The 23,831-nt window shown below is 68.7% G+C and carries 25 protein-coding genes, 1 tRNA gene and 1 pseudogene; 12 read left to right on the top strand and 15 right to left on the bottom strand.

Annotated features, from left to right (window positions below):
- Positions 1-281: 281 nt before the first annotated feature.
- From MMF94_RS14530 to MMF94_RS14515, 4 genes are all read right to left on the bottom strand, one after another.
- A complete protein-coding gene (locus tag MMF94_RS14530) occupies positions 282-659 on the bottom strand; it encodes a RidA family protein (RefSeq protein ID WP_241036930.1) in 378 nt (125 codons plus the stop codon).
- Positions 656-1,768 carry an alpha-hydroxy acid oxidase gene (locus tag MMF94_RS14525; protein WP_241036929.1) on the bottom strand — a complete coding sequence of 371 codons (1,113 nt, stop codon included), beginning with the start codon at positions 1,766-1,768 and terminating at the stop codon, positions 656-658. The genes MMF94_RS14530 and MMF94_RS14525 overlap by 4 nt, the downstream gene beginning before the upstream one ends.
- A 292-nt stretch (positions 1,769-2,060) precedes the next feature.
- Positions 2,061-2,786, bottom strand: a complete 726-nt coding sequence (locus tag MMF94_RS14520; protein WP_241036928.1) for an alpha/beta hydrolase — start codon at positions 2,784-2,786, stop codon at positions 2,061-2,063.
- Between the two features lie 313 nt (positions 2,787-3,099).
- A complete protein-coding gene (locus MMF94_RS14515) occupies positions 3,100-4,002 on the bottom strand; it encodes an MmyB family transcriptional regulator (protein WP_241036927.1) in 903 nt (300 codons plus the stop codon).
- A gap of 237 nt (positions 4,003-4,239) precedes the next feature.
- Between MMF94_RS14515 and MMF94_RS14510 the strand changes: the two genes are divergently transcribed.
- Together MMF94_RS14510 and MMF94_RS14505 are read left to right on the top strand one after the other, a co-directional pair.
- A complete protein-coding gene (locus MMF94_RS14510) occupies positions 4,240-5,610 on the top strand; it encodes an alcohol dehydrogenase catalytic domain-containing protein (protein ID WP_241036926.1) in 1,371 nt (456 codons plus the stop codon).
- Between the two features lie 177 nt (positions 5,611-5,787).
- Positions 5,788-6,465: a TetR/AcrR family transcriptional regulator gene (locus MMF94_RS14505; protein ID WP_241036925.1), complete on the top strand. Its 678-nt coding sequence runs from the start codon at positions 5,788-5,790 to the stop codon at positions 6,463-6,465.
- A gap of 81 nt (positions 6,466-6,546) precedes the next feature.
- On the opposite strand, the gene MMF94_RS14500 is transcribed toward MMF94_RS14505, so the two are convergent.
- From MMF94_RS14500 to MMF94_RS14475, 6 genes are all read right to left on the bottom strand, one after another.
- Complete coding sequence (locus MMF94_RS14500; protein ID WP_241036924.1) at positions 6,547-7,701, bottom strand: acyl-CoA dehydrogenase family protein; 1,155 nt, start codon at positions 7,699-7,701, stop codon at positions 6,547-6,549.
- A 177-nt stretch (positions 7,702-7,878) separates the two neighbouring features.
- Positions 7,879-8,031 (bottom strand): hypothetical protein, encoded by a 153-nt coding sequence (locus MMF94_RS14495; RefSeq protein WP_241036923.1) that lies wholly within the window; start codon positions 8,029-8,031, stop codon positions 7,879-7,881.
- A 58-nt stretch (positions 8,032-8,089) separates the two neighbouring features.
- Entirely contained in the window at positions 8,090-8,494 is a 405-nt protein-coding gene (locus tag MMF94_RS14490) for a cupin domain-containing protein (RefSeq protein WP_241036922.1), read from the bottom strand.
- Between the two features lie 114 nt (positions 8,495-8,608).
- A complete protein-coding gene (locus MMF94_RS14485) occupies positions 8,609-9,550 on the bottom strand; it encodes an NADP-dependent oxidoreductase (protein WP_241036921.1) in 942 nt (313 codons plus the stop codon).
- A gap of 274 nt (positions 9,551-9,824) precedes the next feature.
- Entirely contained in the window at positions 9,825-10,202 is a 378-nt protein-coding gene (locus MMF94_RS14480) for a cupin domain-containing protein (RefSeq protein ID WP_241036920.1), read from the bottom strand.
- 271 nt (positions 10,203-10,473) lie between these two features.
- Complete coding sequence (locus MMF94_RS14475; RefSeq protein WP_241036919.1) at positions 10,474-11,034, bottom strand: hypothetical protein; 561 nt, start codon at positions 11,032-11,034, stop codon at positions 10,474-10,476.
- 249 nt (positions 11,035-11,283) lie between these two features.
- On the opposite strand from MMF94_RS14475, the gene MMF94_RS14470 reads away from it, so the two are divergent.
- Positions 11,284-11,913, top strand: a complete 630-nt coding sequence (locus MMF94_RS14470) for a TetR/AcrR family transcriptional regulator (RefSeq protein WP_241036918.1) — start codon at positions 11,284-11,286, stop codon at positions 11,911-11,913.
- A 525-nt stretch (positions 11,914-12,438) separates the two neighbouring features.
- Here the strand turns inward: MMF94_RS14470 and MMF94_RS14465 are convergent.
- Together MMF94_RS14465 and MMF94_RS14460 are read right to left on the bottom strand one after the other, a co-directional pair.
- Positions 12,439-12,585 carry a hypothetical protein gene (locus MMF94_RS14465; RefSeq protein WP_241036917.1) on the bottom strand — a complete coding sequence of 49 codons (147 nt, stop codon included), beginning with the start codon at positions 12,583-12,585 and terminating at the stop codon, positions 12,439-12,441.
- A 39-nt stretch (positions 12,586-12,624) separates the two neighbouring features.
- Positions 12,625-13,113 (bottom strand): annotated as a pseudogene (locus MMF94_RS14460) (class I SAM-dependent methyltransferase); the annotation flags it as partial.
- Positions 13,114-13,234: 121 nt separating this feature from the next.
- Here MMF94_RS14460 and MMF94_RS14455 point away from each other — a divergent pair.
- Positions 13,235-13,834, top strand: coding sequence for a hypothetical protein (locus MMF94_RS14455; RefSeq protein ID WP_241036915.1), 600 nt, complete (start codon positions 13,235-13,237; stop codon positions 13,832-13,834).
- A 109-nt stretch (positions 13,835-13,943) separates the two neighbouring features.
- On the opposite strand, the gene MMF94_RS14450 is transcribed toward MMF94_RS14455, so the two are convergent.
- Positions 13,944-14,018, bottom strand: a tRNA-Thr gene (locus tag MMF94_RS14450).
- 510 nt (positions 14,019-14,528) lie between these two features.
- Here MMF94_RS14450 and MMF94_RS14445 point away from each other — a divergent pair.
- From MMF94_RS14445 to otsB, 4 genes are all read left to right on the top strand, one after another.
- A complete protein-coding gene (locus MMF94_RS14445; RefSeq protein WP_241036914.1) occupies positions 14,529-15,119 on the top strand; it encodes a LysM peptidoglycan-binding domain-containing protein in 591 nt (196 codons plus the stop codon).
- A 201-nt stretch (positions 15,120-15,320) separates the two neighbouring features.
- Positions 15,321-16,631: a threonine/serine exporter family protein gene (locus tag MMF94_RS14440; RefSeq protein WP_241036913.1), complete on the top strand. Its 1,311-nt coding sequence runs from the start codon at positions 15,321-15,323 to the stop codon at positions 16,629-16,631.
- 73 nt (positions 16,632-16,704) lie between these two features.
- Entirely contained in the window at positions 16,705-18,135 is a 1,431-nt protein-coding gene (locus MMF94_RS14435; RefSeq protein WP_241036912.1) for an alpha,alpha-trehalose-phosphate synthase (UDP-forming), read from the top strand.
- Positions 18,132-18,887, top strand: coding sequence for a trehalose-phosphatase (gene otsB / locus MMF94_RS14430; RefSeq protein ID WP_241036911.1), 756 nt, complete (start codon positions 18,132-18,134; stop codon positions 18,885-18,887). Before MMF94_RS14435 ends, otsB begins: the two co-directional genes overlap by 4 nt.
- A gap of 7 nt (positions 18,888-18,894) precedes the next feature.
- Here the strand turns inward: otsB and MMF94_RS14425 are convergent, their stop codons facing one another.
- Positions 18,895-19,284 carry a hypothetical protein gene (locus MMF94_RS14425; protein WP_241036910.1) on the bottom strand — a complete coding sequence of 130 codons (390 nt, stop codon included), beginning with the start codon at positions 19,282-19,284 and terminating at the stop codon, positions 18,895-18,897.
- A gap of 91 nt (positions 19,285-19,375) precedes the next feature.
- Here MMF94_RS14425 and MMF94_RS14420 point away from each other — a divergent pair, with 91 nt between their 5' ends.
- The gene (locus MMF94_RS14420) at positions 19,376-19,936 is read left to right on the top strand and encodes a TetR/AcrR family transcriptional regulator (protein WP_241036909.1); all 561 of its coding nucleotides are present in this window, start codon (positions 19,376-19,378) and stop codon (positions 19,934-19,936) included.
- Here MMF94_RS14420 and MMF94_RS14415 read toward each other — a convergent pair whose 3' ends face one another.
- Positions 19,937-21,040: a LacI family DNA-binding transcriptional regulator gene (locus tag MMF94_RS14415; protein ID WP_241036908.1), complete on the bottom strand. Its 1,104-nt coding sequence runs from the start codon at positions 21,038-21,040 to the stop codon at positions 19,937-19,939. It abuts the gene before it with no gap.
- Between the two features lie 128 nt (positions 21,041-21,168).
- Between MMF94_RS14415 and MMF94_RS14410 the strand changes: the two genes are divergently transcribed.
- From MMF94_RS14410 to MMF94_RS14400, 3 genes are read left to right on the top strand one after another with little or no spacing between them, the layout of a single operon-like run.
- The gene (locus MMF94_RS14410) at positions 21,169-22,131 is read left to right on the top strand and encodes a metal ABC transporter solute-binding protein, Zn/Mn family (RefSeq protein ID WP_241036907.1); all 963 of its coding nucleotides are present in this window, start codon (positions 21,169-21,171) and stop codon (positions 22,129-22,131) included.
- The gene (locus MMF94_RS14405; RefSeq protein WP_241036906.1) at positions 22,128-22,970 is read left to right on the top strand and encodes a metal ABC transporter ATP-binding protein; all 843 of its coding nucleotides are present in this window, start codon (positions 22,128-22,130) and stop codon (positions 22,968-22,970) included. Before MMF94_RS14410 ends, MMF94_RS14405 begins: the two co-directional genes overlap by 4 nt.
- Positions 22,967-23,824 carry a metal ABC transporter permease gene (locus tag MMF94_RS14400; RefSeq protein ID WP_241036905.1) on the top strand — a complete coding sequence of 286 codons (858 nt, stop codon included), beginning with the start codon at positions 22,967-22,969 and terminating at the stop codon, positions 23,822-23,824. The genes MMF94_RS14405 and MMF94_RS14400 overlap by 4 nt, the downstream gene beginning before the upstream one ends.
- Positions 23,825-23,831: the final 7 nt, after the last annotated feature.

Raw genomic sequence — 23,831 nt, 5'->3', positions numbered from 1 at the left:
GAGAGGACACTAAATGCCTGCGGCCGACTCGGTCGTGCAGGGTCGAGTTCCGCCGTCGCAGCCGGCACGAACGTGGCAGCCGCAGCATCCGAACTTGCGAGCTGTGCGATCACGAGCGCGGCCGACGTGCCCGTCGCCTCGCGCAGCTCGCCCAGCTCAGGTCCCGGCTGGACAGGCGGGCCCGATCAGGGTGAACACCATCCCGTCGGCCGGCCGGGGATCACGAAGAAGTCAGGCGGCGGTGTATCCATGGGCGGTTTCGCGGCAGTCGTCGCAGAAACTCAACCGCTGCTCGGCGCGTGCGTCACGGCGGCGATGGCCTGCACCTCGATGAGCGCGCCGGGTGCCGCCAGCGTCAGGGCGACGGTGGTGCGGGCGGGCGGTGCCGAAGGCCACTTTGCGGTGAAGGCGCCGTTCCACACCTGCATGTCGGCGGGATCGGCGAGGTAGGCCTCCACGCGCAGCACCGAGGCGAGCTCACCGCCTGCCCGATGGAGCACGTCCTCGAGCAGGTCGAGGACCTCGGTTGCCTGTTCGGCGATCCCCGCCGGGGCACCGGTGAGCACCGACGGGGCGACGATCCCGGCTGTGTAGATCACGCCGGCGTGCACCACGGCCCCGGAGATCGCGGGCAGCTGCCCGGGCAGACGAACGATCACAGCTGAACATTCTGCAGGAACTCCGGGCCGAGATCACGCACGCTGCCGACGCCCAGCAATGTGAGGATCGTCTGCATCTCTTCACGCACGAGCTGGTGGACGCGCCGGACCCCGGCCTCGCCGGCCGCCGCAAGCCCGTAGGCCGCGAGCCGGCCGATCACGACGGCGTCGGCGCCGAGGGCCAGCGCGGTGACTACGTCGCTGCCCGAACGGATACCGCTGTCGAGTGCGATCTGTGCACGGCCACCGACCGCCGCAGCGATCTCAGGCAGCTGATCCAACGCTGCGGGCGCCCCATCGAGCTGACGCCCGCCGTGGTTGGACACCAGGACCGCGGACGCACCGGCGTCCACCGCCGCCGACGCGGATTCAGCGGTCAGGACGCCCTTTGCCATCCACGGCAGCCGCGTCACCGTCATCCGCTCACCGAGCTGCGCCCACGTCCACACCGGCTCGGTGCGGGTGACCAGCTGCCCGAAAACCTCCTCGAACGCGACACGACCACCAGCGGGATAGTTACCGGTGATGACAGCTGGGTCCAGATCGAACCTGTTACGCCGGTTGCCCTCACGCCAACCGGTGGTCGGGCAGTCGACGGTCACACACACCGCGTCGTAACCGGCGTCCTCGATCCGACGCAACATCGCATCGAAGTTCGAGGGGTCGCCCATGGGGTGCAGCTGGGCGATCCGGGTGGCCGCCGGCGCGGCCGCCGCGACCGTCTCGATAGCGTGCGTACCTCCCTCGGGCACGATGCTGACCACGCCCTCGGCCGCATTCGCCCGAGCCACTGCACAGTGCCCTTCGGGATGAAACAACCCATCCGCGCCGAACGGCGCGGTCAGCACCGGGATTCCCAGGCCGATGCCGAGAAAGGACGTGGCCATGTCCGGCACGCCCAACCCGGTCATGACCCGCGGACGGTAGGCCCAGCGCTCGAACGCATCCCGGTTGCGCCCCAACGTCACCTCCCGCCCGGCGCCCCCGTCGAGGAAGTCGCGCACGTCGGGCGCCAGCCCGGCACGCGCCGCCTCGGCGATCTCCGACAGTGTCGCGAAATCAGCACCACCGGCGAAGAAACCCAGTGCTCTCTGGGGTGTTCCCGTCATCAGGGCCTCTCTCCTGGTTTTCACTCCCAGCCGGTCGCCGAGCTCGAGCGGCGTATTCCATGTCGTGGATGACCGTTGACCGCCGTCCGATATGCCTCTGAACGGCGCGGTGTCCCGCGCCGGCGCTCGGTAGCCGGCGCGCGTCCCCCGGGGCGATCACGTCGTCATGCCACCGACGATTCTCTTCTCGTAGCCGCTCGCCAAGGAATTCTTCCTTTTTGTGCGGGTTGCACCCGAAGATTCACAAGAATTTGGCGGCCACTCAGCATCCAGCTCTGCTGATACTTCGCGATCAGCTTTCCCTGCCGGGCTCCTCGACGGCCCTGAGCCACCCGTCGATGCGCTCGCACAGTGCCGGCCAGCCCGGGTCGAAGACGACGCCGTGGCCGACGCCATCGAGGGTGATGAACGCAGCTCCGATGCCCTCGGCGAGGCCGGCGACGACGTCCGGCGGGGTGAGCCGGTCGCGGGCGCCGACCACCACCAGCACGGGCACGTCGAGAGCGTCGACAGCGAGTTCGGCGGTCCAGCGGGTGGCCTCCCACACCGCCTGGGACGACTCCGGCTGGAGCCGGCTGTAGATCGTCGCGAGGTGCGCCTCGGGAGCCGTCTCGAACCAGAGCTGCCGGGCGATCTCCGGCGGCGGGACCGGCCAGAGGCGCCCGCGGTCGACCGGGACCTCGATCGGGGCTCCGCCGAATCGGGCCGGCACCACCGGACTGAGCAGCACCAGAGCCGCGACGCGCCCCGGGTGACTGATCGCGTACGCCAGCGACGCCAACCCACCCATGCTGTGACCGATCAGGACCGGACGTCCGGGGGCCTGATCCACGCCGACCCCGACCTCCGTCCGAACATCGAGAATGCCGCGGTGCACCCACTCGTCATGCTCGAGCCGGCGTGACATGCCGTGGGAGAACCAATCGATGGCCATCACGGTGCGCCCGGAACGGGCGAGCCAGGGGAGCCACGGTTCCCACTGCCACGCGCCGTGGCATCCACCATGGACCAGCAGCATCGGAGCGCGATGGATTCCCGGCGGATCGCACTGCGTGATCGCTACGCCATCGACGACGCGCCGGGTGAACCCGTCTGCCCTGCTCGCCGAATCCTCGACATTCTCGGGTGCCCCACCCACCATGGCCTCCACGCGACTCACGAACGCGACGGCCGGTGGCTTCGTGACACCCATCCGCAGCGCTGACCGTCAGCGAGCCCCGGACGCCGCCTCCACCATGTCACCGCCACACTCTGCGGCGAGTGCGACTGAGCCTGACCCCACACTGTCCGGGCTCACTCCCGCGCGACCGGTCCCGGAAGGCGTCCGCGCCTCAGCCCTCCAGCAGGCGCAGCGCTTCTTCCGACGCCGAACCCGGCTCGGCGTGGTAGATCGCCAGTGACTGCTCCTCGTCACCGGGGAGCGTGAAGGTCTCGTAGCGCAACGTCAGCTCACCCGCCAGCGGGTGCATCAACCGCATGCTGCCGTGCGACTTCTTCTTGACGTCGTGGGCAGTCCACATGGTCCGGAAGTCCTCGCTCTTCGTGCACAGCTCCCCGATCAGCTCCGCGAGCAGGGGATCGTCGGCGTGCTGGCCGGCGTCCAGCCTCAGGTGCCCCACCACGTCGGAAGCCTTGGCCCCCCAGTCGGCGAAGAGCCGCCGGGCCACCGGGTCGAGGAAAGCGATCCTGGCCCAGTTCCGATCCTGCGGAGCACGTGCCGCCCAGTCGCCGAATACCGCGGACGCCATGCGGTTCCACGCCAGCACATCGGAGCGGCGGCCCCACACGTATGCCGGTACGCCCTCGATCGCCGTCAGCAGTTCCAGCAGCGCGGGCCGCACCTGCTGGCGCTGCGGTGCGGGCCTGCGCTTGTGCTGCTTCGGCTTGGCGAGGTGCAGCAGGTGGGTGTGCTCCGCGTCGGAGAGCTTGAGCGCACCGGAGATCGCGTCCAGCACCTGGACCGAGACGTTGCGGGCGTTGCCCTGTTCGAGGCGCGTGTAGTACGCCACAGAGACCCCGGCGAGGTGCGCCAGCTCCTCTCGCCTCAGGCCCTGCACCCGGCGCCGACGGCCGTACTCGGCGATCCCCAGGTCGGCAGGTTTCAGCCGGGCCCTGCGGGTGCGCAGGAACTCGCTCAGCTCGGTGCGCGGGTCGAGGTGGCGCCCATGCCCTGGTCCCGAGCCAGCGCACGACACGGCCGCCTGGTCGGTTCCGGGGTCGAGGTGGGTAGCCATGCCTCCACTATTGCGCCGGCAATTCCTTGGTCGCCGCCCGCGAGCCTGTCCCTGCCGGTGGTAGTCACACGCGACGTAGGCAGAGCGGGGGTCTGGGTAACGCCGCACAGCCAGAGCAAACCTGAACGCTCACCGGCGCACGACGGATGTGGCGCGGACCGTTTTGTCAGTATTGCGGAGGAGAGGTGGTCGACGTGTCGAGCGAGGAACGGGTGACCGGGTACGACGTTTCCACCCGTGGTCAACCTTCCGACCGCAGAGCTGCTCGACGAGCTCGTCCACACTTCGATCGAATACGCATCGGACGTCGACGAGTTCGACGCCGCCACACTCACCGCGACAGCGTGTGAGCGAATCGCAGCTCCGCGGATCGGTGAGGCGCCGGCGAGCTTCGAGTGCGTCCTCCATTCGACCATGGACCTCGGTAGCAGCACCTGGGTGATGGGCACGGTCGTCTACGCGCACTTCCGCGCCAGGCCGGCGGGCGACGACTTCACGATGGACCCGGCCAGATTGTGTCCGCTCGGCCGAATGCCGGGGCACACTTTCTGCACCAAGATGAATGTCGTCCCACGCAACCGAATTGAGGTCCAGGCATTGCGTACCGCCGTTGCCACCGCGATCGATGAGCCGCTCACATTCACCGAACGTGAGGTGCCCGAACCAGGCCCCGGCGAGGTCCTGGTCAAGATCACAGCGTGCGGAGTCTGCTACACGGACCTGGACGTACTCCAGGGTCATTGGCCGATCGCCCGTTTCCCGGTGGTCCCCGGGCACGAGATCACCGGAGTGGTGGCCGCTACCGGTCCCGGCGTGTCGTGGCCGGAGGCCGGCACTTCCGTGGGCACCCAGATCCTCGGCGACTCCTGCCGCCATTGCGACTACTGCGTACGCGGCGAACAGATCCTCTGTCGCCAGAAACGCTTCACGGGGATCGTCATGGACGGCGGCTATGCCGAATACGCCGTCCTCAAGGCCGATTTCGTCATCCCGCTGCCGGACGGGCTCGACCCGGTCGCCGCGGCACCGCTGATGTGCGCGGGCCTCACCGCGTTCAACAGCCTCCGCCAGGCCGGGATCACCCCCACCTCACGTGTCGCGATCGTCGGCGCAGGCGGTGTCGGTGCGCTCGCGGTCCGCTACGCCGTCGCCATGGGAGCCCGCGTGGCCGTCATCAGCCGGTCGAATCGGCGCGAAGCAGCAGCCAGGGAGATGGGCGCCGAGCGGTTCATCGCCACCGAGGACTCCGACCCGGCCGAGGCGCTCAGGGCCTGGGACGGCGGTGCGGACCTGATCCTCAACTCCTCGCCGTCCACCTCGGCCGCCGCGGCGACGTTCACCGGCCTGGTGCCCGACGGCACGCTCGTGCTGTGCGGGTACGGCCCCGAGCCGCTGAGCCTGCCCGCCGAGCCGATGGCCCTCAACCGGCTGCACGTCATGGCCAACCCGTCCGGCTCGCCGCACGACACACGCGACACCCTCGCGTTCTCGGCGGCGCACGGCATCCTGCCCGAGTTCACCCCGATCGACCTGCGCGACGCCAACACGGTGCTCGACGCCATGGCCAAGGGCGACTCCGGCAAGCGGTCGGTCATCACCTTCAACTGACCGCGACCAGATCAACGCCGAGGACCGGCACAGGGACGACTTCAGGGACGTCATGGGCCCGCGCCCGCGGCGAGCGCGTCACGCTCGCGACATATCGACATACGTTACGTAGAATTCCCGTAATCACGGCGCAACAGCCACTGATCGCCGTGGTCGACATCGATATGGGGTGGGTGCATGGTCCGGGCACGCGACGAGCACGCTGACACCGACGTTGCAGGCTCGCGTCCCGGCGGGCGACCACGCGACGCCACGATCGACGAGGCGATCATCCTGGCCACCCGTGACCGCCTCGTCCGCGACGGCTACTCGCAGATGACCATCGGCGACATCGCAGCCGACGCCAACGTCAGTCGCCCCACGCTCTACCGGCGGTGGAGCACCAAGTTCGAACTGGTCGTCGACGCGCTGGACTACGGCTTCCGCAAGGAACACGGCATGCACACGCTCGATCTGAGCCGGATGGAGCCACGGGAAGCCCTCGTCGAGGCCGTCCGCCGGCTGGATCCCGCGTACTACAACCCGGACGCCATAGTGCTGATGAGCAACTTCGCCAGCGAGGCGGTCCGCACCCCGGAGCTGCTCGAGATCGTTCGCAAACACGCAGTCGAACCACGTGTCGCCCTGGTCGAGAACGTGTTGTCGCAGCTCCAGGAGCGCGGCGCCGTGCGCGACGAGATCGACAAGCACACCATCGCCACCCTGTGCTTCGGTAGCTACCACGCCGCCTTCTATCGCGGAGAGAGCGTGGAGAACATCGCGGAGGCGGTCGTCGCCGTGTTGTGGCCGGGCATCGCGAAGACGACCGGCACACGGCGCTCCACCGGCACGGCCAAGCGCGCGGTGCCGCTCTAGTCCAGTGGTTCCAGTCGCCTCGCGGCCGTCCTCCGACGGCCGACTCGTGGCTACCGCGACGTCTGCGACGGCATGGCTCGGCTACATCATCCCGAGCACGGAGCGGCCGATGAAGTCGTGCACGGCCTCGCTGTTGGGCGGATGGAACGCCCCGGCCCGGACATCGCGGTAGAGCCGCTCCAGCTCGCCGCGCCGGTGCAACGAGCCGGCACCGACGATCTCCATCGCCAGCTCGGTGGCCTGGCGCGCGGCCCGGGTGGCGTTCTCCTTCGCCGCGAACACCCGATACAAGATCCGCTCGCCGTAGTCCACACCCGCGGTCAGGCCGGCGGTCAGCTCGTCCAGCTGCGCCGTCGCCCCCTCCAAGACCAGCTCTGCCTCCGCCGCCAGGTACTGGATGAAGGGCTTACTCGCCACCGGCGCATCACCGGTGCTCTTGGTCGTGCGCCGCTGCGCGGTGTCCAGTGCCAGGTCCACCGCACGGCGGCCGAGACCCAGGTAGACATTGCCCAACATGGGCAACACCCACGGCAGGATGGCGAAGACGAACCCGTCGGGCATCGCGCCCACATCGAAGATCCCGACGACCCGCTCGTGCGGAACGAACACGTTGTCCATGTACGTGTCGTGACTGGCCGTGGCGCGCAAGCCGAGGGTGTCCCAGGTGGGCTCGGTACGTACACCCTCGCTGTCACGTGCAACGAACCCGTGGACCACCTTGGGATGCTCCGGGTCGCTGTCGTCACGAGCGTGGATGCCCAGCCAGTCCCAGGCCGGCGAGAGGGACGTGAACACCTTGTGCCCGCTGACCCGATAACCGCCCGCAACGGGGACCGCCGCCGTCAACGAGTCGAACAGACCGATGTCGTTGCCAGGCTCACCGTGACCGGCAGCGAAGACCTTACCGGCCACGATCTCCTCGACCAGCCAGTCCACTCCGGCATCCCCGGCCCGAGCGAAGTCCGCCGTCGGCCCGGTCCAGTACAGATGCATGTTGATACCCACCCCGGTGGCCGGCGCCCAGTAGCCCAGGCGCCGCTGTTCCCGGTTGAGCTCCGCGAGGCTCAGCCCCAGCCCACCGCGATCGGCTGGAATGGCAGCGCGCAGGTATCCAGCCTCGCGCAGGTCCGCCACATCCTCAGCGAAAAAGGCGTTCTCCCGGTCGTAGTCAGCCGCACGAGAGTGCAGCTTCTTGAGCAGATCACCGGACAACACCGGACCGGAGTCCTGAAACATGAACGTCGTCTCCTTCGTGACTGGGTTGATTCCGAAGGGTTGAATTGCGACCCTTGGCCGGTTCCACTCTGCGCGACGGCGACCGAGCGGGCACACCATTGACCGTACAGGTCCGGATTGATGCCTCGCCGAGTTTGTGTTTTGCGAAACAGCGACCAATCAGTGGGACATCGATCCTCAATCAATCAACTGGTCAAGGGTTGCGAACGTCGCCAACACCACCTCGACCACAAAGCGTGGAATTGCATCGAGGCGGGCGAGATCAGGACGGCCGGCGGAGTTCGCGGCCCCAGGTCGGGTGAACGGGTGGCCTTCGAGCAGGCCGGCCATGCAGTCGGTTGCGGCCTTGACGGCCGCATCGACTTTTCAGGACAGCCGGCCGACGCCCCTACCGCGCAGGTGCGGGAATCCGCTCGCTCGCCTTGGCCGCGAGCTCCTCATCGTCGACCATCGTGATCATCTCGACTCCAGGAGCGCACAGCATGACCACGACGAATCGGCTCGCCCTGTCGGCAAGCAGGTTCGCGACCGTGTAGTGGATGACATCGCCACCCGGTTCCCAGAACGCCTCTCCCGCCTTGATCGGATAAGGGGCCTCACCCTCGAGCTCGAACAGCATCTCCCCCTCGAGCATGTAGCCGAAAACGGGTCCGGAGTGACGGTGCGGAGCAATACCAGGGTCACCGGGCGGCAGTTCCAGAAGCCGAACCATCGCACCGGCCCCCTGCGGGATGAACGGTGGTACGACTTCCAGCAGATCTTTCTGCGTCATCCGCGTGGGAGCAGCAGGCATTCCAGAGGTCTTCTTTCCGTGTTATCCGATCATGGATTGTCTGATACCTCAGTGGCGGCCGAGGATGTCGGAACCCTGCCGTCGAGCGGGCTCGGCAGCGAATCATTCATCCGGTCAGAACCGGACGATCAGCACGGTCTTTCCTGGGTGGAGTCTCCGAAAAGCGCCGCTCTCGTAGGCGGCTCGGCCCTCGGCCAGGGGAAACGTCGCGGCGACGGCGACCTTCAGCTTGCCGCCGTCGATCATGGCGGCCAGCCGGGCCAGCCGGACCCGCTCCGCCGTCACGATGAAGAACAAGGCCGTGACGCCGTACTTGTCGGCCATCTCCGCCGAGGGAGGCTCCTGGAGGGTGATCAGGCGCCCGCCACGACGCAGGGCCGCGAACAAGGCTTCCGGTACGTCCCGCCCGACGGCGTCGATCACGACGTCGAACACGCCCGTCTCCGCGTTCAGCGACTCCTGCTCGGTGTTGATCACACGTTCGGCACCCAGGGCGCGGACGTACTCCACGTCACGCGTGCGCACGGTGGACGTGACGCTCGCACCCAACGCCGTCGCCAGCTGGACGAGGAAGGAGCCGACGCCACCGGCGCCTCCATGCACCAGCACGCGCTGGCCCGGTTCCACTGCGGCATGGTCGACGAGGGCCTCCCATGCGGTCAGCGCGGGGAGCACCGCGGCCGCCGCGACGACGTGCGACACCGTGCGAGGCCGGGCGCTCACACTCGTGGCCGGCACGCTGACGTACTCCGCCGCGGCCCCGTCCCGATCGAACGGAACCAACCCGAACACCTCGTCACCGACCGACAATCCGGTGGCACCATCGCCGAGCGCGACCACGACACCGGAGAACTCGTGGGACGGGATGACCGGAGTGCGGTCGACACCGCCGACGACCCACGTCTCGGGCCAGCTCAGTTCGTCGAACGTGATCGCCGCCGCGTCGACGCTGACCAGCACATCGCCCGCGCCCACGGTCGGCCATGGCGCGGATTCGTACGCAAGAACTTCGGGACCGCCCCGGGCGTGCGCCCGCAACGCCATCATGCGCCCCATGGGAGACCAGCCCTCCTTGTGCCGTCGGCCACCTACGCCATGATACGTTACACCATCGTACTGTAACTTGACGACGAAGTCCCAGGGACCCGCGGCCTGGAAGGCTCTCGTTGTCCGTACGCACCGATCTGCTCGCCGCCTACGATCGAGCCTCCGCCAGGGCGGTCGACCACTCACCAGGGCGTCTATCGCGCGGCGCTCGATCAGTGCCGTCAGCCGCCGAGAGGTGTAGGCCAGAAGCTGGTGTACGCGTACGGGGAGGGCCGGGAGTGGCCTACGCCGGCCGGCCGAAGATCAGGAACAGCCGCATCGGCTCGGTGCCGGTGTTGTAGAGGCCATGATCGACACCGGGCGGCACCATGATCGCGTCGCCCTGCGTCACCGCGACCTCTTCCCCCGCGATTCGCATCGCGCCGCTGCCACTCAGGAAGTAGTAGATCTCTTCGAGCGGCCGATCGTCCCCCGTCCCGCCGTGGGTGTGATCTCCTTCGCTGGCGCCGGGGGGAAGCTCCCAGATATCGAAGCGGATAGGGAGCCGGCTCTGCTCACGGAAGAACATCTTCCGCACGATTGTGCCGATACCCTCGTGGATGGCCTCTTGGTGCCGCAGATCGGTCGAGTCGGTCTCTTTCCAGAACGTCGCAGTCGCCATGCCTCCGCCTCTCATCACGTTGTCTGACAGGCTATCCCAGACGGAAGTTGAAGATCACATATAATTTGCGCCTTCCCGTTGCCGCAATGCCCTACTCCCACTTCGCGTGAATAGTGGGTTCCAGGCCTGGATGATCGAGGTTGCCCGGCGCCGCCGCTCGGGTGCTGGTCGATACTGCACGCCGGAGCGAGCAGACGATCATTCCGACCAGATTTCCCGAGTACTACGGCTACCCCTGGCGATACTGACACCGGAGGTGCGATCGGTCATGTCAGTTGCTCCGACTGGCGATCCGTCCGAGGCGCAGCGCAGAGACGAGGAAGAAAATGCCGCCGAGAAGGGCGTAGCCGGCCAGGTTGCTCAGCGAGGCGTGAGGGACCGAGGCCTGCAGGAGAAACGACACCCCGGCGAGCGTGGAGATTGCGCCGCTGGCGATCATCGCCCACTGGCCTCCGAGGCGGCGTCGCCGCAGAGCCACGACGAGCTGGACGAGCCCGGCCAAGACGGCCCAGACCCCCCACACCTGCAGGACCGCCGGAATGCCGGAGGCGACCGCGAAGACCAGTCCGGCGGCGGCGATCACACTGATCACGATGTTGACGTAGAGGACCGGGACGGACCGGCCCACTCGGGAGGAACGGGCGTCGACGATGGCGGCGCCCACGTCGAACAGAGGGTAGATCACGAGCAGTGTCCCGCTCACCGGCCCGATACTCGACGCGGTCACGAAAAGCACGACAGCCCAGATCAGCGCGAACCCGAAACGAATGAAGTAGAGCCGACGGAGCGCCGGCGCGACCTTGGCAGCGACAGGGGCACTAGTCGTGGTCATGACAGTTCCTTCCAAAAGGGCCGTTGAATCTGGTGCCTGCCGGGGCGGACAACCGAACTCCTCGCAGCCAGCGGTGAGGTGTGTTCGCTGGCTGCCGCGGGGAGTGTGGTGACCCGCTGGTCGGTCAACCGCAGCGTGGCGCCCGCCCGGTGCCTCCAGGCAGAAAGACCGTTCTCTCTTCCGGCGCTGAGTCTTGCAGACGTCACCGACGGTCGCAAGACAGAATGTTCTTTCTGCTACTGTCGCTTCATGGCGACACCGACACGCCCCGCGCCCGACAGCCCGGGCAGCGGCTCACGGGGACAGGGGCGGTCCGAGGCCCGCGAACGGCTGTTGTCCACGGCCAGCGCGCTGTTCTATCGCGAGGGGATCCGCGCGGTCGGGGTCGAGCGGATCCTCGCTGAGGCCCCGGCCACGCGAGCGACGTTCTACAGGCACTTCCCCTCGAAGGAAGACCTCGTACTTGCCTACTTGCGCGGCGTCGACGTCCACATCCGCGCCGACGTGCAAACGGCCATCGAGACCGCGCCGTCGCCTGCCGACGCAGTGCGCGCGATCGGCACCATCGTCGCCGACGACCTGGCCAGACCAGAATTCCGTGGGTGCGCTTTCCTCAAGGCCGCCGCCGAGTACCCCGACCCCCACGACCCGGTGCGCCAGGTGGTCCTCGATCACCGAGGCTGGTACGTGACAACACTCACCGAGCTGTTCACTCAGGTCTTCGGGACCTCACCGCGGCGTGGCAAACCCGAGCACGCCGCACAGCACTTCGTCATGATGCGCGACGGCGTCATGACCGGCGCTGACCTCGACGGCGTCGACAGCGTCGGCGCTGCCTTCCACCGCGGCGTCGAGGGCCTGCTCACCCTCCTCCGCTGAGCGCGCTTGTACAGCATCGGATCACGAAGCAATACACAGCGACCGCCGAGGTGGGCGGTCAGAGTCAGATCCACCAACGAGCGCACCGGCCCAGGGTCCTCTAGCCCGCGGGGGCAGCACCAACAGCACCGACGGCCACGAAGCGGTCGAATTCGTAGCCGCCGAACCGCCGGGGCTGGCATGACCCGGTAGAAGCCGGCATCGAGGTAGTCCTGCAGCGTCGCGCCGGGAAGACGGCCCAGCTGTTCACACTCAGCCCGACTCTCACGCAGCTTCCCACGCAGCGCCGCCGCCCGCGCAATCAGCTCCTCTGGTGTCAGGTTGGGCTCCGGCGGATCGGTGGCCCGAAGACTGGAATCCTGCAGCGCCATCAGGTTCTCCTCACTAGTGTTCGCGGGCGACAGGCACGCGACGGCTGGGTTTCTTGAAATTGGTCACCGCTATCGGAGCTGTTGCGCAGTGCGCGCCGCGGGAGCAGCACAGTCGGGGGACGCGGTTAGCACTTGAGGCGCTCGGCGGCGGCGGTCAGGTGGCTGCCTGGTAGTCGGCGAACTTCTCGCGGCGGGTCATCTTCGAGAACTTGCCGACGCTGGTCTCGGGCCCCTCGTCGATGAACTCGACCACGTCGGGAAGCCACCACTTCGCGACGCTGGGCTGCAGGTGGTCGATCACCTCGTCGGCCTGAGCGCCTGGCCGCGCGGCGGTGGTAGATCAGCTCGGCCGGTGCGTCACGTAGATCATGTTCCGCTCGGAGCCCGGCGCCGGGCGGTGGGCGACGACCTCGCCGAATCCGGCCTCGGCGAGCATCCGCTTCGCAGTCTGCCAACCCCAGGCACCGCCGAGCCCGGCTCCGCCCTCGGCCAGCGAGACGGTCATGCAGTGCAGCGTGCTGGAGGAGTAGGTCCACCGAGCGTAAGGGTTCGCGATGTTGTCCTCGAGCTTGCTCGACAGCGCCAGATCCATCATGAAGAACGTCCCGCCGGGCACCAGCGCATCGTGAGCCCCACGCAGCACGGCCGCGGGCTTGGCCTGGTCGTGGATCGTGTCGAAGGCGAACACGGCGTCGAACGGTTGGTCGGGCTCGAGTTCGGCCACGTCGGCCACCTCGAACGTGACGTTCGAGAGCCGGGCTTCGCGGACCTCGGCCCAGCCCCGTTGGATCGAGTCCTCGGACAGGTCGTAGCCCACGAACGTCGACGCGGGGAACGCCGGCGAAGAGAGGCGATAATCCTACCTGGTCGCGTCCAAGATCATCGGCTGGCTGCGCGCCGTAGAGGTCACCCACGGCGCTAACGGGTTTCACGTGCACGCTCACGCTGTCGTGATCTTCGACGGTCCGACGTCGGAGACGATGATGAAGGAGTTCGGGCACTCCGCGTTCGCTCGCTGGGAACGCGGTCTGTCCAAGAAGGGTTTCACCGCCGTCGAGGATCGTGGCGGCATGGACATCCGGAAGATCCGTCTTGACGGTGATTCGATCGAGCAGGTAGCGCAGTACGTTTCCAAGGCGTCTTACGAGGCTGTGTCCTCAGCCACGAAGCACGGCCGGAACGGGAACCGTGCTCCGATGCAGATCCTGCGTGACGCGGTGGAGACCGGTAACGCTGACGACATCGACACGTTCTGGGAGTTCGAGCAGGCCAGCCAGGGCCGTAAGAAGCTGACGTGGTCCAACGGTCTTCGTGAGTGGGCTCGACTGTCCCGTGAGCGTTCTGACGAAGAGATCGTCGCCGACGATCGCCACGGTGAGTCCGTGCTGATCATGCCGAAGGCCACGTGGGCGGTCGTCTGCTATGAGGCTGACGACCTCCTGAGCATCTATGAGCAGGAGGGTCTACCGGGGGCTGAACGCTGGCTCCGGTCCCGGAACCTGGACTACGTGATACCCGAAGGTAGCTCGGTGGTAGGGCAACCGCTTTGAGGGAGCGGACGGGCCACCGCACCGGTAGTGACCGTGGCGGTAGGTCTTCAGACCCTCGGGGAGTCGGTGATGATCTCCCTGGCTGCTATCGTCCCTGGTAGGGACGCTGTGGAGCCGGAGGTCGGGATCGAACCGACGACCTACCGCTTACAAGGCGGTTGCTCTACCACTGAGCTACACCGGCCGACTCACACGCTGCTGGCCCGCGGACCGCAGACCAGACGATCTTCAGGAACCGGACGCCCTGACGGCGCTGGGTACCCCGGCCGTCCAGCATCAAGACCTGGGTACATGGTGACATGTGCCGGAGCAGCCGACGGCATCGGTCCGGGACCAGGCAGCCGTAGGCCCTGCAGCAGTCCATGCGGCGCGTCTGCGCCGACGACTCTCTCTGCCGGGAGCGGCGACAAAGGACTGGCCGGAGCATTTGTTCATCATCGATTACCCGGACGGCGAAGGTTACGCAGAACGCTCCGTAGCCGCCGTGTACGTCGTTTCGACCAGCTCGTGGGCCATCGGGGGGTAGCCGAGCCGTTCGACCGGAACGTCGACCCCAGCTCCGTTACCGTTGACTGCCGCCAACTCGCTCCACCTGATCGGAGGACGGGATATGCACGCACCTCCGGAAACGAACGGCGAGCGATCTTCCGGTCTCGGGGCCGAGGTCCGGCACTAGCTGGGCAGCCGCCGGCCCATGGGTCCCTGCCGACGCCGGTACGCCGGCCGAACCAGGTGGGGAATCGTCGTCGTGGTCGCTACGGTCGCGGCGCTGTCGCCGTCCGGCGTGGCCCGGGCCACCGACTGGGGGCCTATCGTGCAATGCGAATCGGGCGGTCGGAACGTCGAGAATCCTGGGCCTTCCACGGCCAGCGGATACTTTCAGTTCGTGGACGGCACGTGGCGGCGATACGGCGGCCAGCAGTTCGCACGCAGGGCCATCGATGCCACGTACGAAGAACAGCGACTCGTTGCCGAGCGGGCGTACTCCAACGAGGGCTACACCCCGTGGAAAGCCTCCGAGGAATGCTGGGGGCCGAAGATGGACGACGAGATCCCGGAGCCCCGGATCAGGGAAGGACCCGAGCCTGGGCCGGACAGGGAGCCGCCGCACAGGCCCGACCGGCGTCCTCCCACTGAGCGGGATCTCTACGTGGTGAAGCGCGGGGACACGCTCTCGGGTATCGCCGAGGATCACGGAACCACCTGGCCGAGGCTCTTTCAGCGCAACCGCGATGTGATCGACGATCCGGATCTCATCTACCCCGGCGAGCAACTCGACGTCTAGAACAGACCGTGCACAGGCCGGGACTCGGCCGCAGGCCTGTTCGGCACCTACCCTGGCGGCCATGGTGCAGTTGATCGCGGCCGGTCTGATCACCGGTGATTCGTCGTGACAACGGCCCGGCGTCTGACCCGACGGGTTCGCACGGTTCTGAGCCGTGAGGCGCACGAACTCTTACGCGCAGGCCCACCCACCGTGCCGCTGATGCGGCCGCTGGGCCCCCGGGTCCCGGACGACGCGCACGTGCAGCAGGTGCTCGACCTGTGCATGCGGGTCGGGGAGGTGCTGCTCTCCAGTGGTGAGAGCGCCGGCGAGACGACCGACACCATGATGCGGGTGGCTGCGGCCTGCGGGCTCGCCACCGTCGAAGTGGACATCACCTTCACCTCGATCACCGTCTCGTGCCACCGCGGGAGGGCAGCCGCGCCCGTGACGTCGATGCGGCTGGTCCGCCACCGATCGCTCGACCTCACCCGGCTCGCGGAGGTCGCCAAGATCGTCGACCGGGTGGAGCACGGCGAGATCGACGCCGAGGACGCCTCGGCCGTCCTGACCGAAGCGGTGAGCGCCCCGCACCCGTACCCCCGCTGGGTCGCGACCCTGGGTTGGGCCCTGCTGGCCGGGTCGATCGCCCTCCTGCTCGGCGCCGCCCCGATCACCGCGCTGGCCGCGTTCACGGTGACCGCACTCATCGACCGGATCGGTCGCGTGCTCAACCGCTGGGGCCTGCCCTCGTTCTTCCAGCAGGTCACGGGCGGCATGATCGCCACCGGCTCGGGCCTCGCGATGTACGCAGGAGGCGTCCTCCCGGCGGGTACGCAACCCTCACTGGTGGTCGCCGCCGGGATCACGGTGCTGCTGTCGGGGCTATCGGTGGTCGGCACCGTGCAGGACGCGATCTCGGGCTACTACGTCACCGCGGCGGGACGGGCGGCGGAGATCGCGTTGCTCTCGGCCGGGCTGCTCACCGGTGTCGTGCTCGCTCTGAAGATCGGCCTGGCATTCGGGCTCACGCTCCAGGTGGCCGGACCCCTGCCGCAGGGGCCTGGCTGGTACGGAATCGCCGTGTTCGCGTCGGCCGTGGGCGCCGCGGCGTTCTCGCTCGCCGGATACGCCCGGCTGCGCCCGTTGCTGGCCGCCGGAACGGCGGGGGCGGCCGGATGGGCCGCATACGGTGCGCTCAGGCAGTTCGTCGAGCTGGGCCCGGTGGCCGCTACCGGCGTGGCGGCGGTCGTCGTGGGGATCGCCTCCGGTCTGCTTCGCCGGGGCGGGCGGGTCGCGCCGCTCGTCGTCATCCTCGCCGGGATCACCCCGCTGCTGCCTGGCCTCACCGCCTACCGCGGCTTCTACCAACTGGCCGTCGAGGGACTGGCGGACGGACTCGTGACGGTGACCCTCGCGCTCGCCATCGGGCTCGCACTCGCGGCAGGGGTGACCTTCGGAGACTTCGTCACGCGCCCCTGGGCCCGCCGGAGAGCTCCCGGAAACACCACGAACGAGCACCAGCGGCAGTAGGCTTTCGCCAGAAGGTGGCAGCGGCCAGCAGCCTTCACATTTGCGCCGAGCTGGCGAATGTACGAGGAGGAACATGCCAACCGGCACCACGCTCTCCGATGCCGACTTCGTCGTGGTGGCCAACCGGCTACCGGTCGACCTCGAGAAGCTGCCCGACGGATCGCAGCGCTGGAAGCGCAGCCCCGGCGGCCTCGTCACCGCTCTCGAGCCGATGTTGCGCAGCCGCGAAGGCGCCTGGGTCGGCTGGCCCGGCCTTGCCGACGCCGACGTGGAGCCGCTCGTCGAGGACGGGTTGCAGCTCTACCCGGTGCGCCTGTCCGCCCGTGAGGTCGAGGACTACTACGAGGGCTTCTCCAACGGCACGCTCTGGCCGCTCTACCACGACGTGGTCGCGCCGCCCGCGTTCCACCGGCACTGGTGGCAGGCCTACGTCCGCGTCAACGAGCGGTTCGCCGAGGTGGTGGCCGAGGTGGCCAGCCGGAACGCCACGGTCTGGATCCAGGACTACCAGCTGCAGTTGCTCCCAGCCGCGCTGCGGAAGCTGCGGCCCGACCTGCGCATCGGGTTCTTCCTGCACATCCCGTTTCCGCCCACCGAGCTGTTCATGCAGCTCCCGTGGCGAAGACGGATCATCGAGGGGCTGCTCGGAGCCGATCTCGTCGGTTTCCACACCCCCGGCGGCGTCCGCAACTTCCGGTGGCTGGCCACGCGCCTCACCGACGCCATTCCCGGCCACGGCCGCACCGAGGTCACCTTCGGCGGCCGCACCGTCAAGCTCGGGGCGTTCCCCATCTCCATCGACTCGGCGGCGTTGGACCAGCTGTCACGCACCCCCGAGGTGCTCGAACGGGCCAAGCAGATCCGCTCCGACCTGGGCGAGCCCGAGAAGGTCGTCCTCGGCGTCGACCGGCTGGACTACACCAAGGGCATCGACGTGCGGCTGCGCGCTCTGGAGGAGCTGCTCACCGAGGGCCGGGTGAGTGCGGACGACGTCGTGATGATCCAGCTGGCCACGCCCAGCCGCGAACGCGTCGAGCACTACCAGAAGATGCGCAACGACATCGAGCAGTCCGTCGGGCGGATCAACGGCGAATACGCCCGCGTCGGCCACCCCGCCGTGCACTACCTGCACCAGTCATTGCCCCGCGAGGAACTGGCCGCCTTCTTCGTGGCCGCCGACGTGATGCTGGTGACGCCGCTGCGGGACGGCATGAATCTCGTGGCCAAGGAGTACGTGGCCTGCCGGCACGACAACGGCGGCGTGCTCGTGCTGTCGGAGTTCACCGGCGCGGCACACGAGCTGAAGGAAGCCATTCTCGTCAACCCGCACGACACCGACGGCGTGAAGAACGCCCTGCAGGTGGCCCTGACGATGCCGGCGGAGGAAGGCCAGAAGCGGATGCGCGCACTGCGCCGCCAGGTGCTCACGCACGACGTCGACCGCTGGGCACGCTCCTTCCTCGACGCGCTCGGGCTGCCGCCCGCCGAGGGAGCGGCGTCGTGAGCGATCTCGACGAGGCAGTACGGGCGATCGCCCGGGTCCCGGTCCTTCTCGTCGCCCTGGATTTCGACGGTGTGCTCGCCCCGATCGTCGACGTCCCCTCGGACGCCCGGCCGCTCCCCACGGCGGCCGCGGCCATCGGTTCGCTGGCGACTCTGCCGGACACCACCGTCGCGTTGGTGTCCGGACGCGGGCTGGCCGACCTGGCCGCCGTCTCAGGGTTCGGCAGCCCGATCCGGCTCATCGGGAGCCACGGCGGCGAGTTCGACGACGGAGGTGCCGCTCTCGACGACGCACAGCGCGAGCGGCTCGACCGTCTTCGCGCGGAGCTGCACGAGCTCGTCGACGGCGAACCCGGTGTCCGGCTGGAGGAGAAGCCCGCCGGGATCGCCGTGCACGTCCGCAACGCACCTGCCGACGTGGGCGAGCGCGTTTTCGAGGCCGTGCGCACCGGGCCCGCCTCGTGGGAGGGCATCGAGGTCACGCCGGGCAAGGCCGTGCTCGACCTGGCTGTGCTGCAGGTGAACAAGGGCCTCGCGCTCGACGTGCTCCGCGAGCGCACCAAGCCCGACGCGGTGCTGTTCGTCGGCGACGACGTCACCGACGAGACGGCGTTCCTCCGCCTCCGGCCCGGCGATGTGGGCGTGAAGGTCGGTCCCGGCGAGACCGCCGCCGAGTATCGCGTTCCCAGCCCTCCCGAGGTCGCCACGCTTCTGCAGGAGTTGCTGGCCGTTCGCTCGTCGCTGCACGGATAGCGAGCCGTCAGGCCGCCGCTGCAAGGCGCTCGTCGGCCTCCTTCCACGTCAGCGGCAATGCGGTGGTGGACGCCGTCCAGAACGTGAACACCGAGTCGGCCATGGCTGCCCGCTGACGCCTCATCACGGAACGATGCGGTTCCGAACCCACCACGGCGTCGAGCGCGGAACGGTCCGTCCAAGCGCTGAGCGTGAAGAACTCGCGGCGCAGGGGGCGTGCCACCAGCGATACGCCCAGTGCGCCGTCGGAGCGCCGGATCTGGGCGAGGACCCGGATGGAGTCGACGAGGAACGGCAGGACATGCCGGTACCCCTTGACGCGGAAGCGGGACGCCATCACGACCATCTCGCCGGCCGGAGCGGGCTCGTGGACGGGGATCCAGGGCAGAGCGGGCACGTTTCCTCCTCGGTGTCGGTCTTGACAGTGGAAAGATTGCACGTGGCCGACAATCTTGTCAACGTAAAGATCTGCGATATGATCCGTCGCCATGCCCTACCACCACGGTGACCTGCGCCGGGCTCTTCTCGACACCGCGCTCGAAGCGGTGGCCGACCAGGGGCCGGCCGCAATCAGCCTGCGCGACGTCGCACGCCGGGCCGGCGTCTCACATGCAGCCCCCACACACCATTTCGGGGACAAGGCCGGGCTGCTCACCGCGCTGGCTGTCGAGGGATGGTCGCTTCTGTCCGACGCTCTCACCGAGGCAGGCCAGCAGAAGCAGAGCTTCGCCGAGCTCGGCGTCACCTACGTGCTGTTCGCCACCGCACATCCAGCACACTTCGCCGTGATGCGCGCCCCCGGACTCATTCGCAGCGATGATCCGGCGCTGGTGGCAGCCCAGCAACGCGCCGGCGACCAGCTACAGGCCGGGGCGAGCAGCCACGACCACGGGACCACATCGGAGACCGCGACGACCGCCCTGGCCGGGTGGGCCCTGGTTCACGGCCTCTCGGCCCTGCTCGTGGAGGGCATGGTCAGCCTCGAACCGGGAACGGACGTCGCGACGCTGGCCCGTTCCGTCACCACCCGGTTGAGTCCGGGCGGCTGATCACCAGCCCGAGAAGAAGCGTTGGTCGGCGCGGGGCTTGGCGCTCGTCGTACCGAGGGTCAGCTCCGTGGGCAGCGTGACCCTGCGTGGCCGGTTGCGCTCGCCGCGCTCGAGCAGGAGCTCCCCCGCCACTCGCCCCTTCTCCAGCAGCGGCTGGCTCACCGTGGTCAACCCGGCGCGGGCGGCTTCGGGCACGCCGTCGAAACCGGTGATCGTGAGCTGGTCGGGAACCGAGAGCTCCCGGTCAGCGGCGTGCTGCAGCGCGCCGAGCGCGAGGATGTCGGAAGTGCAGAGCACCGCCGTGAGCTCGGGATGGGCCGCGAGGAGGCCTGCCGCCCCCGCCCGTCCGGAATCGACGCTGTGCTCGAACCGCTCGTACACCGGTACCCCGGACCAGTCGACGCCGACCTCCGCGAGCCCGTCACGAATACCGGCCAGCCGTTCACGCTGCACCGGGTAGGTGGCGTTCGCCTGACGCTCGGCGGAGGCCGGCCCGTCGTTGCGGCCCGCGCCGAGGCGCATGCAGAGCACGCCGACACGCCGGTGCCCGAGCCCCGTGAGATGACGGGCCAGCGCGAGCATGCCTGCGCGGTCGTCGACGCCGACGCGGTCGACCCCGTCGACGCCGGTCGGCTGGTCGCAGACGACGGTGGGGACCGGACGCTCGAGGACCGCCATGAAGTGGGGGTCGTCCTCGCGAACGGAGTAGACGACGAACCCGTCGACGCCCGCCTGATGTACCGCCGTGACGTCGGCGTGCTCCGGGCTCACCGGGATGAGCAGCAGCCCCTGGCCCGCCTGCTCGCAGGCCAGGGCGAGTCCTTCGAGAAAGCCGGTGGCCGCGGGGTCGCGGAAGGCGTACGAAAGGGCTTCGGTGAGCAGCAGTCCGACGGCGCCGGCCTTGCGGGTGCGCAGCGAGCGGGCCACGGGATCCGGCCCGGGGTAGCCCAGGCGCCTGGCGGCCTCGAGCACCCGCGCGCGCAACGGGGCCGACAACTGGTCAGGACGGTTGTACGCATTGGAGACCGTCGTCCGCGACACGCCGAGCTCAGCAGCCAACGAGGCCAGAGTCGCGGGACGTCGGACGTTCGGAAGCCCGGACATCGCTGAACCGTAACGGTTCAGTTGGTCACCGGGAAAGTCGTGAGCCGCCGACCGGGAGAGCGAAAGCTCACAGCGCTAGAGTGAACGACAACGGTTATCAATAACTTCACTTTGGGGAGACTTCCACCATGTTGTTCCGCCGCACCGGCGCCGTCGCCACGCTGGCCGTGCTGGCCGCGCTCGCCCTCGCCGGTTGCGGCTCCGCTCCTGCCCCGCCCCCACCCGCTGCCCCGCAGGCCAACCCACCGATCAAGGTCGTCACCTCGACCAACGTCTACGGCAGCATCGCCCGGGCCGTGGGGGGCGACCGGGTCGACGTCACCTCGTTGATCAACGATCCGCAGGCCGACCCGCATTCCTACGAGACCACCCCGGGTGACGCGGCGAAGGTGGCCACCGCGAATGTGATCCTCTACAACGGCGGCGGGTACGACGACTTCATGGAGCGGCTGGTCCAGTCCTCCGGCGGCAAGGCGGTCTCCGTCGACGTCACCGCGCTGTCCGGGCTGGACCCGACAGTGGGAGCGGGGGGTGCCGACGCAGCCTCGGCCCCTTATTTCAACGAGCACCTGTGGTACAGCCTGCCCACCGTGCAGAAGGTGGCCGATCAGCTTGCAACCGACTTCGGCGCGGCCGATCCGGCCGACGCGGACCTCTTCACGGCCAACGCACAGGCCTTCAAGGACAAGGTGGCGAACCTCCTCACGAAGGAGCAGGCAATCGGCGCCGCCCACCCCGGCGCCCGTGTCGCCGTCACCGAGCCGGTGCCGGGTTACCTGATCCAGGGCGCGGGGCTCACCGACGTGACGCCGCCGGAGTTCGCGCGCGCGATCGAGGAGGACACGGACCCACCAGCGGCAGTACTCCAGCAGACCCTCGCCTTGTTCACGAGCAACCCCGTGAGCGCCCTGATCCTCAATGCCCAGACCGAGACACCGACCACCACGCAGGTGGAGCAGGCGGCGCAGGCTGCGAAGATCCCGGTGGTCATGGTGACGGAAACACTTCCCGCAGGTGTTGACGACTACATCACCTGGATGAACTCCGAGATCGAGGCCCTGGCCAATGCTCTGAACGGGAGCCCGCAGTGACCACTTCCCACACCACCGCGTCCGGCGTGTCCCGGCTTCCGGTCACGAAGTCCGCCGTGTCGTTGCGCTCTGCAGCGGTGCGGTTCGGCTCCCGCACCCTCTGGCAGGGGCTCGACCTCGATGTTGCGCCCGGCGAGTTCGTGGCCGTCCTCGGACCGAACGGTTCGGGAAAGACCACCCTGGTCCGTGTGCTGCTCGGGCTGCTCCCGTTGTCGGAAGGTGAGGTGCGGGTCGGCGGCCGGGCGCCCCGCAGAGGCAGCCCCAACATCGGTTACGTGCCCCAGCAGAAGGCGCTCGACCCCGACCTGCCGCTGCGCGGCCGCGACCTCGTCGGCCTCGGCCTCGACGGGCACCGGCTCGGCCTCGGCGTGCGCGGCATGCGGGCCCGGCGCGAACGGGTCGACCGGGCACTCGCAGCCGTCGGGGGCACCGCGTACGCGGGCTCACCGGTCGGGCGGCTCTCCGGCGGCGAGCAGCAGCGGTTGCGGGTGGCCCAGGCCCTCGTCGGCGACCCGGACGTGCTGCTGTGCGACGAGCCACTGCTCTCGCTCGACCTCTCTCACCAGCGCACCGTCACCCGGCTGATCGACGAGCGTCGCCGCTCGGCCGACACCGCGGTGCTGTTCGTCACCCACGAGATCAACCCCGTGCTGCCGCTGGTGGACCGCGTTCTGTACCTCGTCGACGGCCGGTTCCGGGTCGGGCCGCCAGAGGAGGTCATGACGTCGGACGTGCTCTCGGAGCTGTACCGCACCCGCGTCGACGTGGTGAAGGTGCGCGGCAGGCTCGTCGTCGTCGGCGCGGAGGAGCACGACGAGCATCACGAGGAGTCGGCATGAACGAGGTGCTGAGCCGGCTTTTCACCTTCTCGGGCACAGGTGAGCTCCTGGCGCTGCCCTTCGTGCAGAACGCGCTGATCGCGTGTGCTGTGCTCGGGCTCGTCGCGGGCGCGTTGACGCCCCTGACCATCTCGCGTGGCATGGCGTTCGCCGTGCACGGCACCGCGGAACTCGCGTTCACCGGTGGCGCAGCCGCGCTGCTCGTCGGCATCGGGGTGGAGATCGGAGCTGTCGTCGGGGCCGTCGTCGCCGGGCTGGTGTTCGGCCTGCTCGGGCTGCGCCAGCGCGAGCGCGACTCCGTGATCGGCGTCGTCCTCGCCTTCGGCCTGGGCCTCGGCGTGCTGCTGCTCGCCCTCTACAGCGGCCGGGCCTCCAACAAGTTCGGGCTGCTGACCGGCTCGATCGTGTCTGTCGATTCCACCAATCTGGTGGTGCTCGCCATCGTCGCCGTGCTCGTGATCGGCACGCTCACGGTGCTCTACCGTCCGCTGCTGTTCGCGAGCACCGACCCGGACGTCGCGCTGGCCCGTGGCGTGCCGGTGCGGTTCCTGTCGCTGGTGTTCGCGGTGCTGATCGGGCTCACCACCGCACTCGCCGTGCCCATCGTCGGCGCTGTACTCGTGCTGGCGGTGATGATCGCGCCGGGTGCGTCGGCCGCGCGCGTGACCGCGAACCCGCTGCTGGCCACCGTGCTCGCGGTGCTGTTCGCCGAACTCGCGCTGGTGGGGGGCACCGTCATGTCGCTCGCGCCCGGGCTCCCGGTATCCGGCTACGTCGCCGGCATCGCGTTCCTCTGCTACGTCGGCTGCCGGGTGGTTGCCCGGCTGCGCGGTCGCCGCGTCGCCGCCGCCTGAGCCCTCC

The organism is Pseudonocardia alaniniphila (assembly GCF_022524485.1).
GTDB classification, from domain to species: Bacteria; Actinomycetota; Actinomycetes; order Mycobacteriales; family Pseudonocardiaceae; genus Pseudonocardia; species Pseudonocardia alaniniphila.
This window is presented reverse-complemented; position numbering and strand designations above follow the sequence as displayed.